The organism is Gardnerella nova, assembly GCF_049244055.1.
GTDB lineage: Bacteria > Actinomycetota > Actinomycetes > Actinomycetales > Bifidobacteriaceae > Bifidobacterium > Bifidobacterium vaginale_H.
The window spans coordinates 285,283-299,345 of record NZ_CP058369.1; the positions used below are offsets into that span (position 1 = coordinate 285,283).

At 39.6% G+C, this 14,063-nt stretch carries 14 protein-coding genes and 1 pseudogene; 11 read left to right on the forward strand and 4 right to left on the reverse strand.

Annotated elements, in window-relative coordinates:
• Positions 1-25 precede the first annotated feature (25 nt).
• The 7 genes from HXT56_RS01170 to HXT56_RS01200 all read left to right on the forward strand — a co-directional run bounded on the left by HXT56_RS01170 (position 26) and on the right by HXT56_RS01200 (position 7,012).
• Positions 26-1,441: a class I SAM-dependent RNA methyltransferase gene (locus HXT56_RS01170; protein ID WP_421778229.1), complete on the forward strand. Its 1,416-nt coding sequence runs from the start codon at positions 26-28 to the stop codon at positions 1,439-1,441.
• Between the two features lie 323 nt (positions 1,442-1,764).
• Complete coding sequence (locus tag HXT56_RS01175; protein ID WP_415695744.1) at positions 1,765-2,676, forward strand: recombinase family protein; 912 nt, start codon at positions 1,765-1,767, stop codon at positions 2,674-2,676.
• Positions 2,677-2,691: 15 nt separating this feature from the next.
• Positions 2,692-3,444 carry a hypothetical protein gene (locus HXT56_RS01180; RefSeq protein WP_415693787.1) on the forward strand — a complete coding sequence of 251 codons (753 nt, stop codon included), beginning with the start codon at positions 2,692-2,694 and terminating at the stop codon, positions 3,442-3,444.
• A gap of 632 nt (positions 3,445-4,076) precedes the next feature.
• The gene (locus HXT56_RS01185; RefSeq protein WP_103014080.1) at positions 4,077-4,340 is read left to right on the forward strand and encodes a type II toxin-antitoxin system RelE/ParE family toxin; all 264 of its coding nucleotides are present in this window, start codon (positions 4,077-4,079) and stop codon (positions 4,338-4,340) included.
• Positions 4,334-4,621 (forward strand): addiction module antidote protein, encoded by a 288-nt coding sequence (locus tag HXT56_RS01190; RefSeq protein WP_004109873.1) that lies wholly within the window; start codon positions 4,334-4,336, stop codon positions 4,619-4,621. Before HXT56_RS01185 ends, HXT56_RS01190 begins: the two co-directional genes overlap by 7 nt.
• A 382-nt stretch (positions 4,622-5,003) precedes the next feature.
• Positions 5,004-6,032: an amidase domain-containing protein gene (locus tag HXT56_RS01195; RefSeq protein WP_103014079.1), complete on the forward strand. Its 1,029-nt coding sequence runs from the start codon at positions 5,004-5,006 to the stop codon at positions 6,030-6,032.
• 344 nt (positions 6,033-6,376) lie between these two features.
• Positions 6,377-7,012: a hypothetical protein gene (locus HXT56_RS01200; protein ID WP_146024633.1), complete on the forward strand. Its 636-nt coding sequence runs from the start codon at positions 6,377-6,379 to the stop codon at positions 7,010-7,012.
• Between the two features lie 43 nt (positions 7,013-7,055).
• Here the strand turns inward: HXT56_RS01200 and HXT56_RS01205 are convergent, their stop codons facing one another.
• The 4 genes from HXT56_RS01205 to HXT56_RS01220 form a co-directional block, all read right to left on the reverse strand.
• Positions 7,056-7,628 carry an FMN-binding protein gene (locus HXT56_RS01205; protein WP_103014077.1) on the reverse strand — a complete coding sequence of 191 codons (573 nt, stop codon included), beginning with the start codon at positions 7,626-7,628 and terminating at the stop codon, positions 7,056-7,058.
• A 227-nt stretch (positions 7,629-7,855) separates the two neighbouring features.
• Complete coding sequence (locus HXT56_RS01210) at positions 7,856-9,457, reverse strand: ATP-binding cassette domain-containing protein (RefSeq protein ID WP_103014076.1); 1,602 nt, start codon at positions 9,455-9,457, stop codon at positions 7,856-7,858.
• A gap of 33 nt (positions 9,458-9,490) precedes the next feature.
• The gene (locus HXT56_RS01215) at positions 9,491-9,829 is read right to left on the reverse strand and encodes a methyltransferase (RefSeq protein ID WP_103014075.1); all 339 of its coding nucleotides are present in this window, start codon (positions 9,827-9,829) and stop codon (positions 9,491-9,493) included.
• 55 nt (positions 9,830-9,884) lie between these two features.
• Positions 9,885-10,475, reverse strand: a complete 591-nt coding sequence (locus HXT56_RS01220) for a hypothetical protein (RefSeq protein ID WP_103014074.1) — start codon at positions 10,473-10,475, stop codon at positions 9,885-9,887.
• A gap of 602 nt (positions 10,476-11,077) precedes the next feature.
• Here HXT56_RS01220 and HXT56_RS01225 point away from each other — a divergent pair.
• From HXT56_RS01225 to HXT56_RS01240, 4 genes and pseudogenes are all read left to right on the forward strand, one after another.
• Positions 11,078-11,224, forward strand: a pseudogene (locus HXT56_RS01225) (MFS transporter); the annotation flags it as partial.
• Positions 11,225-11,521: 297 nt separating this feature from the next.
• Complete coding sequence (locus HXT56_RS01230; protein ID WP_103014073.1) at positions 11,522-12,085, forward strand: hypothetical protein; 564 nt, start codon at positions 11,522-11,524, stop codon at positions 12,083-12,085.
• A gap of 13 nt (positions 12,086-12,098) precedes the next feature.
• Entirely contained in the window at positions 12,099-12,344 is a 246-nt protein-coding gene (locus tag HXT56_RS01235) for a hypothetical protein (protein WP_421775745.1), read from the forward strand.
• A gap of 553 nt (positions 12,345-12,897) precedes the next feature.
• Positions 12,898-13,908, forward strand: coding sequence for an amidase domain-containing protein (locus tag HXT56_RS01240; RefSeq protein WP_048730094.1), 1,011 nt, complete (start codon positions 12,898-12,900; stop codon positions 13,906-13,908).
• Positions 13,909-14,063: the final 155 nt, after the last annotated feature.

Genomic DNA, 14,063 nt, shown 5'->3' on the forward strand with positions numbered 1-14,063 from the left:
AAAACGCAAAAATAAGGGGTAACTTATGCAGGTGACGATGCGAATCGAGCGTTATGCGGATCAAGGAAGATGCGTAGGTCATCTTGACGGACGTGTTGTATTTGTGCGATTTGCGTTGCCTGGAGAGCTGGTTGTTGTGCGTATGGATGAGCCGATGCGTGCAAAAGCTCACTTTTTCACTGGCGAAGTTGTGGAAGTTTTGGAGCCTAGTGCGGATCGTGTGGAGCCACAATGGAAGCTCGCTGGTCCTCTGGCTCAGGGCGGCGGAGTTGGAGGCGCGGATTTAATTCACGTTTCTTTGCCTGGGCAGATTCGTTGGAAGGCATCCGTAATTGCCAATCAATTCCAGCGTTTAGCGCATATGGATGTTGCGGATAGCGATATTACTGTTGAGCGCATACCTGGGGATGAGGAGCTTAACGGATTTAACTGGCGCACGCGCATGGAATTGGTGGCGGATGATGAAGGGCGATTGTCTATGCGAAAGCGTGAGTCGCACGACCGCATTGCGATTGATACTATGCCGCTCGCATCGCGCGCTGTTTTAGCAGTTGCGGATTCTTTGGATTTGTGGAATCGCAAGTTTGATCCAAATTCGCAAATTCGCCTTGCTGTTCCAGAGCCGCGTGTTGATGGTTTGGATTTTAATGATAAAACTGCACTTCTTGATGCGATTGGCGAAAATTATGCGCTTATAGTAAATGATGAGTTGGTTGCAGGTTCGGCTTTGTTGCGAGAGCGCGTGCGAGTTGCGGTTGATGGTGATTTATCGCGTATTCGTACTTTTGATTACGATGTTGACGCGCGCGGTTTTTGGCAGATTCACCACGCAGCTCCAGAGCATTTAGTGAGCTATGTTTTGGGATTAGTTCGTTCTGCGCTTGTTGGGCGCACTAAGAATACTGTTTTGTGGGATTTGTATTCAGGTTCGGGTTTGTTTACGATTCCGCTTGCGACTTTGGCTAATGTTGGCGGAGATTCTTCTGGTGTTGTGGGTGCTGCAGGTGTTGTGGGTGCTGCAGAGCCAGCCCGTGTTCTTAGTATTGAGGGTGCACCGATTGCTGTGAAGAATGCAAGGCGAAACATTGGGCGAGCTGGACTTAGCAGAGATGTTGTTGAAGCGCTTGAAGGCGATGTTGCGCAAACGCTTGAGTCACAGGTGTTTAAGGCGAGTAAGTCGTCTAAGATTGTTCGTCGATTTGCGCATCCTGATGTTGTTGTGTTGGATCCTCCGCGTGCTGGAGCTAAAGCTCAAGTTTGTAAGCAGATTGCGAAGTCTGGAGCAAGAAGCGTTGTGTATGTTGCTTGCGATCCAACTAGTCTTGCTCGCGATGTTGGCACGTTTAAGGAGCTTGGCTACAGAGTCCAGTCTTTGCGCGCGTTCGACATATATCCCAACACTCATCACGTCGAGAGTGTCGTATTGATGTCAAAGGCTTAATAGGTGGGTGCAAATTTGCCCTTGTGTAGCAGGGCTTAGCGAGGGCTATCGTTAAAAGGTTTAATGCGAAGCGGCTTCAAGCTGATTCCTTGCGGTTTTTGAGCGCAGTTTGGCTGTTTGAGGGAAGATATCAACGCTCTGGGGTCGAGTGCACAGGATGGATAACGTTAAAAAGTGCACCCACTTTGCACCCACCCTGCACCCAGCTTGTGGAGTGGGAAAATAAGGTTTAGGCTAATTATCATGGAGAAGAAATCTAAGTTTCGTTAGTCTAAAAATAAGGAGAGATGGCTATGGATAAGATAGATGAGCTAAATAAAGATGTGATAGTCATCCATCCTCAGCGTGTGATTAAGGATTATGCGGTTGGGGTTTATGCTCGTGTGAGTACGAATCGTAAAGAGCAGCTGGATAGTCTTTCGACTCAAGTGTCTGGTCTTACTCGTCTTGCTTCTGCTCACATGACTTGGTTTGTTGCTGATATTTTTCTTGATGTTGCTTCAGCTAAGGTTGGATCTTCAAGAAACGAGTTTAATCGAATGATTGATGAGTGTGAGAAAGGTAATCTTGATATTATTCTTACTAAAAGTGTGAGTCGTTTTGGTCGTGATACGAAAGAAGGATTAGAGGCTATTAGAAAGATTCGATCATGTGGTACGAGGATTATTTTTGAGACAGATAAGATTGATACGGAAACTGTCGATGATGAACTTTTAATCAGTGTGGTTCAGGCTTGTAGTCAAGCGGAGAATGATTGGCGTAGTGAGAATATTGTTTGGGGATTAAGGCGTAGAGCAGAAGATGGCACATCAGGTCTTTATAGTAGGGCTTGTTATGGTTATAAAAAAGATAAGCATGGAATGCTTATTATTGATGAAGACCAAGCACAAGTGGTAAGAGATATTTTTGACTGGTATTTAAAAGGATTAAGTATCGGCGGTATTATTAAAAGGTTAAAAAGTAGAGGTGTTAAGTCTCCAAAGGGGAAAGACGTTTGGAGTAAACGGGCTGTTGAGAGCACTTTGACTAGGCGTAAATATACAGGCGATGTGGCTATAGCTGATTCAGGCGGTTCTGACAGGCAATATTTGTATTCGGATCATCATTCCGGAATTATTTCTAAAGAGAAGTTTGAAGCCGTTGAGCTTGAGATGGCAGCTCGGAGTAATTTGGAAGTTGGAGAGGACGGAACGGTCAAACGCAAGTCGAAGAAATATAGCTCGAAGAAACGGTAATAACGGAGGTGAAATATGTCAAAGTATGCTTATCGAGACCAAAACAGAAAAGTAATAGTATCTGCTGATCAAGCCATGGGAGAAGACCGAAATAATGTGTTCTATTGCCCTAATCCCTTATGTGATGCAAAACTATATATTTGTTCGATTGATGGTAGTAAAGAAGCTTATTTCAGAGCAACAAAATCTGAATATAGACACGTTGAAAATTGTCTATTTAATAATAGCAGTATAGATTTTGATAAGAATAGATATGACGAATCACAATTCGTTTATGATGAAGCAATAAATAATCTATTACAACCGACTAAGAAAGCTAGAACAAAGAATAAAGGTGGTAAGGATAAAAAGGGCAAATCAGTTGCTCATCCACTTAGAACGCTGGGACAAATATATTCTATGTGCAAAAGTTTATCAGTAAAATCCACATATAGTAATAAACAAATTTCAGAGATGATACTGGATGATAGAAGTGAGTATAGATATTCCAAAGGTTGCTTTGGAAATAGAATAATAGAGGCTTGTATAGAGGGTAAAATTTACGATTCACAAAAGAAAGAGATATATTTAGTATCTCCTATAGCTAGCCATAAATATACCTTCATTTTGTCTTTTGATGATGAAGAGATGTATAAAACAATTCGAAATGAAGTGTACACTAATAAAAATAAAATTATAGTAGTCGCGGGTAAATGGGAATCATCAGGTACTTTTAACATTTTCAAAACCAATGTTTGTAGCAAAAAGCAAGTGTTAATCGTAAAATAGTGAACGATTAAAAATAGCCTAATTAAAGATAGAAAGAGCTAAATGAAACAGTCCCCTAATAATCGCAGTAATACAGGGAAAACAAGAATTTCGACCGATTTCCAAAATTAGCCTAACAATCTCACGTCGAGAGTGTTGTATTGATGTCAAAGGCTGATTAGGTGGGTGCAAGTTTGCCCTTGTGTAGCAGGGGTTAGCGAGGGCTATCGTTAAAAGGTTTAATGCGAAGCGGCTTTAAGCTGGGTTCTCGCGGTTTTTGAGTGTGTTTTGGCTGTATGAGGGAACATGTCTACGTTCTAGGGTCGAGTGCACAAGATGGATAACGTTAAAAAGTGCACCCACCTTGCACCCAGCTGGTGAAGTGGGGATATACAGTATTACAAGCATAATATAGTAAGAAATAATATGATGTTCTAAATCAAAGTTTCAGAGTACAGAGCAATAGTTTCAGAGTTCAAAAGCAAAGCTTCATTGTATACAACACGTAATGAAGCTAGATTTCAAATTATCATGTGAAGAATCATGGAAGATATTATCTGAAATCATAAAATCATCACCTTCAAACCTTGTATATTTTAAAACCCGCGCGACTAATCAGCTAAATCCGCTAATTTAGGAGACTTAGTAGGCTCATGGTCTTGCAATCTAAAGCTCGAATTAATGCGAGGCTGAGATTATGTGAAATTGCAGGTAAGCCAGTAGGTGATTTACATCCAGTTTGCAATGGTATTAGTGAACTGCGTTTCGCTTTTGGACCAGGATATCGTGTGTATTTTGCACAAAAAGGCTCAAAGTTAATGCTATTACTTGCTGGTGGGGATAAAAGTAGTCAAAGTAAAGATATTAAGCAAGCGAAGATACTTCTTGCACAGTTAATTGAGGAGAAGAAATGGTAAATATAAGTAAATGGGATGCGAGTGAGTATCTTGAGGACGATGATGATGTTATTGCATATCTCAATGCTGCAGCAGAACTTAACGATCCTCGCTTGTTGCAAGCTGCTATAGGTGATATTGCAAAAGCTCGAGGAATGAAAGAGATTGCTCAAAAAGCTGAGGTTGGTAGGGAAAGCCTTTATAAAAGCCTAAGACGAGATGGCAATCCTAGCTTTCAAACTATTGCGAAGGTTGTTCAAGCGTTAGGTGGACGCATTGCAATAGAACCAGCAAATGCGTGACACACACAGTTATCGTGGCAAAAATCGCAAATCTAGCAAAATCTGCCACGATAACGTGCGTCCTGTTTACAGCGTCATGCAACAATTACAATGACTGAATTGTAAGGCGTAAGACTAGAATTACATACATTTTTAATACATTTAGTATATTAAATATATTTAGTTGATATTTGAAACAAAATGGCACTTATAGCAACAGAACAACAATTCCATATACATAAAACATCGTTTTATGATTTTATTGACATCCATATAAATTCAATAGTAGAATTTCTAATGTGTTGTTTAGTTGCACCGTAAAGATGCATGCAACTAGCGCTTTGCTAGTTTCTTTTATCAGTACGGTTGCTGATCATCATGGTTAATTAGGAGAGAAGATAAGATGAAAATTTGTTATAAAATGATAGCTACATGCTTTGCCTGTCTACTGATTGCTAATGGATTAGTAAATGTAGCATATGCCGATAATAATTCTGGCGTTACAACTCAAGAAAGTAGTTTTGTAAAAGTACGAAATTATATAGCATTCCAAGGTGAGCGTTTCAGATTACTAGATACATTCCAAGACCCAAATTCAGCAAAGCAAAACTTTTTATCTAAACATTTTAGTGTTATCAACAAGGCTAAGAAAAGTTATTCATTGCCTGAATTAACTGAAAAAACAGCAACAATTTATAAAAGCATTCTTTCACAAGAGGATGAAAAAAATACATTGAGAACAGACGCGACAGAATCTGTTGAATTTTTAGATTGGTATGAAAATAGATCTGAGAATGATGCAATACTTGCTGAACTTGAAAAAATAAATAAACAAATTTCTAATGGATTTCTATCTAAAGAAGAAGGCATAGAAAACGCTTATCTACTTTTGCCAACATTACCAGAAAATCATAATGATAAACCATATTACGCAGACCGTAGTTTAGGGATTAATGTTTCTGCCGCGAAAAAATATGCTGCAAAATATGCTGTAAAACCTAATCCAAAATACGGTTATAAAAAAAGAGGCTGGTGGATTTGGGAACGCGATGAAGATTGCACAAATTTTGCTTCTCAAATTTTGTACGCCGGTGGCGTATCAATGGATATGTATAATAATCCATCTAAAGGTTGGTGGTGGAAGGCACAGAATGACACTTCTATCTCTTGGGTTAATGCTAATACTTTCAAAAATTATATGGGAAGTGGCTACAATACAAAGCATTGGAAACAGCTTGTTCATTCTGTTGCTGACGGTGATTTTATCGGCGTTGATTATAACCAAGATGGAGAAGTTGATCATATCGGTTTCGTGTATCAAAAAGGTCGCGATGGTTTGAAGATTGCACAACATTCCACGAATTATTTAGCGTGGGATGGTGGATGGCCAAAACATGACGGAAAAGCTATTTATTATAGAGTACGTCGATAAATAGTAAAATTTTGTAACATTTTCATTTAAGAAGAATGTAAATAATGAATTTGCTAAAGAATATTTGTAAACGCAAGTGTGCGTGGTTATTGTTTATTCCACTTGACACTATATGCCTACTTACTCTGGCATATAGATATTTTATTAACACATCGAATGGGTATGTTTTATATGACGGTCTTGCATGGACTAGTGTAGTAAGTCTTGTATTGTTGGTTTGCGTTATTGCATTTTGTCGCGAGCGCAAACGCTGGATAATGTCAATAACACTAGTAGCGCTTTTCGTTATATCTACGCTTATTTGCATGTATGCGCAATCATTAGCAGAGCTATTACAAGTTCCTATGGTAAATTATGCATATTATCCCGGCTCTGAAGTAAATACAGTTCTTATATGCCTGAATTTTTGCGTACATAGTGTATTGGTTATGCTTCTTGCATTTAATAGTTATAAGACTTTCATCGAGAAAGAACAATCAGAAAATAGTGCATCTTGCAATATTGTTCCCGAGGAGAAAAAATTTAAAAATATTCATTCTTTCTGTGCAAAATATTTGTGGATTATTTTAGTAGTGATTGATGCTATAAGTATTGTATTACTTCTTCGATTTTGGTTTACAGGATTGCATGATGCAGTTAATTCAACATTGTATAAGGCAGTACAATTGTCTGGATTTTATGTGCCAATTTGCTTTGCAATTGCTGTGTTATCTTTGCGCAAAGATTCAATGCGATGGAAAGCATTAATACCTATTGTAATTATTATTTTTGATACATTAGGTACATTGCTATGGTCAAGTGATACAGAACTATTGTATGGGTATTCAATCAATCCATACCCTGGACCTCATATTTTCACTCTTGTTACTACGTGGAATTTCTACCTAATCACTTGTACAGCTTTTGCTTTAATGTTGCACAAATATAAGGAAAATGTACGATTAAAATCAGTTGATAGCGTTCAAAATAAAAAAGATTAGATGCTGATTCAATCTGCGCAATAATCGCGATTGTGCCTTGCAATTATTGTGCGGATTGAATTGAAGCCTCTTGGCGAGCAACATCAAGCGCTTTATTGAATGCGTCGCTAGTCCAACTTGCTCCAGCAACAACTGAAATATGCAAATCTTTCAACGGCTTTCCAACTATTTTACCTGGAATAGCGCCAGCAAAAGCATTCATGTGCTTTTTTGAAATCGGCGTAAACGGATGAGGAGTCATTTGCACATCGCTAATATTCCCATTTGCGACGCTTAAGCGCACATCAAAACTATCTTCTGCAACCGGACCATACGTAGCTTTGATTTTGTAATCGCCATCTTTGTAATTGCCAGTATCGGTTTTAGACTGGTTTTTAGAATCCCCAGAATCTTCACTTTGCGCAGAAGACTGAGATTGCTGAGCGCCAGCATCGTACTTCCCTGAAGGATTACCGCCATCATCCGCGCTTTGACCAGAATTGTCAGCGAACTCATCGTTCATAGGAACAGCTTTTGGCTCTCCACAAGCGGACAACATAGCAGATGATGCAGCTATAACAGCAAGCGCAGCAACAGTTTTGCAACTTTTTTGGATTCGACATCCTTCAGGGTGGATGCCCTATATCTAGCGACTGGCTAGGATTTCGACTCCAATTTCCCTTTTTTCAAAGGTAAGATACAGAACAAGAGAATAGTTTGAACTTAGACCAGCTTTGGGCTCTTTTAGTTTCATCATGGTTTTGAGTGATGCAGACTCAACGACGTATTCTTTGATCGCAAGTGTATCGCTTACCTCACTTCGGTCACATAAATCTAATATTGTCAGAAAGACGGGTGCATATATTATGCGAGTTCAGATAATCCAGAACTGCTAAGTTCGAGCCATCTTGTGATTGAGAGGCTCTCTAAAAAGTCGCGATCATGACTTATTACTAGCAGAGCGCCTTCAAACTGCGACAGCAAATCTCTCACCTCACGGAGGCTTTGAATATCTAGACTATTAGTAGGTTCATCTAAAACAATGAGTTGTTTTGGTGGGGTAGCTAGTAGGAGCTTCGCGAGTGAAAGTCTAAACTGCTCGCCACCCGAGAGTTCAGATACAAGGCTGTCAGGCGTTGCGCTGCTAAAATCAAGCCGAGCAATGACAGCGAATACTCGTTGCCGTTCAAGGTTGGGTATCCCTTGCACAAGCTCGTCCCAGATCGTTTTTGAGTGATCAAGATGTAGTGAGTTCTGAGAGAGAATACCAATACTTTCAAGATCAGGGGTCAAAGGTTCTGCCCAAGCCGGACCAGAGCACCTCAAGGAGCTATTGTTAATGCTTGCTATGAGGCGCGACTTTCCAACACCGTTAGCACCAACAAGTGCAACGCGATCGTCACCACCGATAATGGTTTGCCAGCCAGTGCATGAAGACAAACATATAATCTGACGCCTACTGCCCTCTTGATCTGACAGCAAACCGTCGAGACGCATAGTATGTTCTTTTTCGATGTTATTTTTTGCGGCCAATTCGGTCTCAGCGGCATCTTGGCGTTTCTCTGTTAACTGTGATCGTTGTCTGCTTAAGGTACCCTCAGACTTACTTTTGAGACCGTTCATAGACATTTTAGAGCCGCGCTTCTGAATCGATGCACGTTGATTACCGTTCCTACGAATTGATTGCCGTTGCTCTAATTCTCTAAGAGAACTTTTCAGCCTTTTTACCTCTTTTCGCGCTTTGTTAAGCTCGTGAGTGGCCTCAGCTCGCCTATTCTTTACATGGTTCAAGTAATCAGCGAAGGATCCATCTATCTGAGTCAATCTACCATCACGGATTTCCCAAATCTTGTCAAAGCAATCCATGATATTTCGATCATGTGTTGCCACGATAAGGGTGTATTTAAAGTCGGCAATAAAGCGCACCAGCCGCTCTCTTCCAGCGAAATCAAGGTTATTCGATGGTTCATCAAGCAAACAGATTCTCGGCTTGGCAATCTGAGCTCGCGCTAACCCCAAGTTCGCGAACTCACCACCAGAGATTTCTGAGATCAACCGTGAATACTCTAGTTGTGGGAACCATTCTTCTTTAACAGACTCAAGCAGGCTCGCAAGTTCCCATTTATCACTTAAATACGCTAAGTCCTCCTCATTATAATTACCTTCCTCAAGTCTTTCGGAAGACCTCAAGAACCACTCAACACCAAGAAACTCGGCAACCGTGCGATTATCATCAGGGCTACGATTCTGTGCCATGAAATACGGTGCGGATCCTAGGACTACGGAGCCATGAGATGGAGAAATCGTGCCTGCGATGATACGCAAGAGCGTTGACTTGCCACTTCCATTATCACCGACAACTGCGATACGTGTATTAGAAACATGGCTTGAGATGTCGTTCAATACGAGCACATCTCCATCAAAACTGTGACTCACGCCATTCAAACGTACAGCACTCTGATCCATATTCTTACCTCACAGAGAAATAATAAAGATGAATTAAGGTCGTGCTATTAAGGAAAAGCGCATCGGACTTTCTGTAACATGCTCACAGTCTGTGAAACCCGCAGCTAGAACAAGTGACCGAACATCTTCAGGTTCTCTGACCCGTCCTTGAACAGCACAAGCTAGCGCCAGTTTGCCTATAGCATCAACATGTGATGAAGAAGAAAATCTGATCGCCTCGGAGATAACCAAGTTCGCCCTAGATTGGCGAATCGATCGAAGAATATTTCTTAGTATTTTTGTACAACAGTCATCATCCCAATCAGCTAAAATCGAATCCAACAGAACGACATCTACGCTCGGAAGACTGTCGTGGAAAAAGTCCAGTGGCATAAACTCAATGGTTTTATTGGCTTCAATTCCGTATATTTAGTTTTTACCTGTCTATTTAGTTTTTACTGTTTTTATCCGTTTCATTCTTACTTGAATGAGATTTTATGTGTGTTATTAAATCTCTTAGGAACGAAATTGCTGGTAATGCCAATGGCGTCCATGACCATTGGTTATTTGTAATAAGGAAAGCTATTAGTCCAGAAAGCAAGCATAAAACAAATAGTACAGCGCTTATCCATGTATTTCTTTTAGATGTTTCTATTTCTGCTTTAACAAGTTTGTCTTGTCGTTTAGACTCATCGACCGTAAAAGCATCTGCCTGATTAAGTATTCTTTCTTGTACATTCGTTGGGTACAAATTAAAACTTTCTGGATCTGGCAGTATTCCGCTCCATTCGTCGCTATAACCTAGAGTCTTGAGTGCAAATATAAGTGAAGCAGCTTGTTTTTCTTCAAAGGTAGTTGAATCTATTGTTTCGTTAATGTCATTTGACGTAATTCCGTCGACACTCCCAGCAGTATTCGAGTCATTCTTCGATTCATGATTTGTTTTTGAGCGTTCTTCATTGACGCCTGGCGATATTGTTCCAGCTTCTGAGTCTGATTCGCGCTCGGAATCGTCGGCATAATTGAAATCATTTTTCACAAACTCCTACCTTTTGCTAGTGCGGTTTGATTCTCAAATGAGAATTTAATAGTTTACGCAATATAAAACAGTCTACACAATATAATGAAACTATTTTACATTATTGTTTATTGCTTAGCTAGTGTATAACAAGATTGTTTTTGATTAAAGCAGTAATGTTTATTGAGTTATAAAAGTGATTGTGTTTTTGTTTTAACATTTTTATCTCTGGTTTGTGTTGGCGTTGGTTGCGTATGCGTGTGTGTTTTGAGTGTTGAGTGTGTTGCTTTCGGTTTTGTTTGCTACTAGGGACATTCAAAACCGAAAGCTTTTTGTTTTTCACTCTTTTTGTTTTGAACTGTTTTAGTCTATGATCCCTGTTTTTTTGTAGTGTTTTTGTTGTTTTGTATTATTATTTGTTGTTTTTTGGCCAAGGGTATAGTGTTATCAAATTTGTCAAATAAGCTATTGGATTTGTGTAGTTTGTAGTGAATTATTTAAGTTTGGTAGCGATTTGAAGGTAGTTATGTAAGTTTGCATGTAAGCCTGCGTGTAAGTAGTTATGTAGTCTTGCATGCAAGTTTGCATTGTTTGGAGAGAGTTTTAGGGGAGAGCTGGTTGCTGTGAAGTCAATATTTAGTAAGAATAATATTTTTATTCGCATGAGATCTATTAGTCCGGCATTGCGATGGGCTCTGGTTGGCTTATGTTTTTCTATGCTCGGCAATCAAGCGTATGAAGGATCGGTTTTGCCTATACTCGCGCTGATTTTTACCGCCGGTCTTCTTGTTGTTTTGCCGCAGCTACCAAACACGAGCTACGCTACAGACTAGGGATGTAGTTGTGATTTTGAGTATTCTAATTGTAGTCTATTTGCATAATTTAGTATTTGGGGGGGGGGATAACCCTATTCCTATTTGTTACAAGTAAAACTGAGAACACCTTATACATTTTATATATTATCAAAAATAACAACAACAATTGTATGGCAAAAAATTATGGAATAAGATGAGTACTAAACCTAATGATAGGTCTTTTATATATTGTAATTACAAAGGAGAATTTCTATGAAATGTCATATTTTTAAGTCTATTGCTGTAGTTGTTGCAGCATTATCAACCTGTATTTCTCTGGTATCAACTGCTCAAGCTAGTGAGATAGTGGATAATGGACCAAGTGTTGTAGAAAGTAATGTCAGTGATGCGAATATAGATAATTATGCTAAGCGTCTTGAAATTATTTTTTCAAGGTATCTCAAGTTTAATAAAATTAATAAAAAATGGACTATAACACAAGCAGGGGAGTTTTCTCATGTTCCGAAAGAAGTGCTTGAGAATTTAATTCATAAGCTCAATGCAAATGCATCTGTTGATAAGATTTCGTCTAATGATAATCATGCAGTGCGTTCGAAGGATTATGCTAAATGTGTACTTGAAACTACTGGTCTAAGCAGCCTTATTGGAATATTTCATGGTGCTTTAACAAAGTTACTTGAAAATCAGCTTTGGAAGCAAGCTGCTATGTATATTTTAAAGGCAGTTGGTCCAGCCGCATTTAGAGGTGGAGCTGTGGCCCTAGCTGCAAGTTTAGCAGCTTCTGCTATTTGGTGTGCGACTCCGTGGAGTAAGTGAGGAGGATATTCTTATGTACAAGGTTCTTATGTTCGTGCTGAAGTTGGTTATGTTTACAGCTGTGAATTTTATGTTCCTTTACTTGTCGATGGTGGTATTCGGCCATGATTTTGGTGTGATGTTCAAAACGTATGGAAATGCGCTCGGTCCGCTTATGTTTATGCTTGCTTTGATGACAACGATGTCGTTGCCTAATGAAGGAACTATTTTTGAGGGTAAGCGGCAAAAAAGTGTGTCTAAAAACCCGAGTTTTCGTTGAAATACCAAGGAAAACTTGCTGTAGTTAAGCTAAAAAAGCTTAACATTTAGTATTACTTGACATTGAAAACAAAAGGGGCTTAAAAGATAATCGTGCTATTACTGCATAAAATACTTAAGAAATTATCATAAGCCCCTTTTCGGCCTATAGACCTTCTTTTTAGTTTTAATGCAATAAATTTAATATTCCTAATTTTATTTTCAAAAATCACTAGATTGGTTTTATATATTTTTTGAAATAAAAACTATTCTATACAAAGCTTAAAATGCACTCATCTAATCATCCCTTGAATCATCTCACGTGCTACGAAGCATCATCAGAAGATGACTGGACGAACGAGTAGGTATTGAAGAAAGCCAACCAAGCTTGTGTTGGCTTCGCCTTGTCGCTGCCATCATTGCGTTGAACCGCACCATCAGATGCGGCAATTAACCAACCGAGCAAAGCGTCTAAAGCAGCAATGATCTACTAATACTGTGACATTTTGACATTCAAAGAAGTTTGTGTATAATATATAATTGTGTTGTTGTAATTAATTCAAAGGAGTAATATTATGAAACACAAATCCACAGTAAAAATGTGTGCATTTTGCCTATTGTTTACAATTGGAATATTTCCATCAATGGCATCCGCATCCCCGCCTCACAGTGAAGACTTTCTTGCCAATCAAGAAACTGCAACTAATACTGTTAAGTTCCAAGGGAAGACTTTATATTTATTAGATACCTATGTCAATGGCGATGCTGCCAAGGCTAAATATGTTGCTCTCTACGCGAGTGACCTCAGAGCTGCTCAAACCAAATATTCTCTACCAGAACTAACCGTCGACACAGCATCTATGTACAAACAGATTATTATTACTGAAGTTTTGGATGGCCGTCCAGATTTACAACCATTGGTTCAATTTCTTGATGTTTATGAAAACCCTAAAGAGAACTCACAAATTATCGAACAGTTAGATGCGTTCAATCTTAAGATTTCCGAAGGTGAGCTTTCTAAAGACGATGGTATTGCTCTCGCAAAAATGTGGATTCCAACCAAGCCTAAAAATGGGAATGATAGACCAGTTTATGCTTTGCGAAATTCCGGTATCGACCTTAGTAAGGCTCGCGCTTATGCCGAGAAGTGGGCAACAGGGATTAATGGCAAATATGGTGAGGAAAAGAAATGGTATGGTGCCCCTGTTGACTGCACTAATTTTGCTTCGCAGATCCTACACGCCGGTGGTGTACCAATGGATACCTATAATGATCAAAATAAAGGATGGTGGTGGAAATCGAAGGGAGATCGCTCTACATCATGGGTGAATGCCAATGTTTTCAAAAACTACATGGGGTCTGGTTATAGCACAAAGCACTGGGATAGTTTCGTGTCTAATGTGCGTAGTGGAGATTTCATTGCTGTAGACTTCACAAGTGATGGGACTGTAGATCATGTGGGCTTCGTCCACACCAAGAGCGGTAGAAAGTTGCGGATTGCACAACATACCAACAACTACCTTAAATGGAATGGCGGATGGCCAGATTCAAATGGCAGAGGAACGTACTATCGTGTCCGCCGCTAAAGGTAATAGGCTACAGCTAATACCCCTAATAGCTGTGCTAGCAGGCCTAGGAATACTAGTTTATCGCTTCTGGTTGAACACCTCTGCTCTGTACGCTCCATTCTACGCTCTCATGGCGTGCGGGGTTGTTGGTGCGTTGATTCAGTTATTGGTTG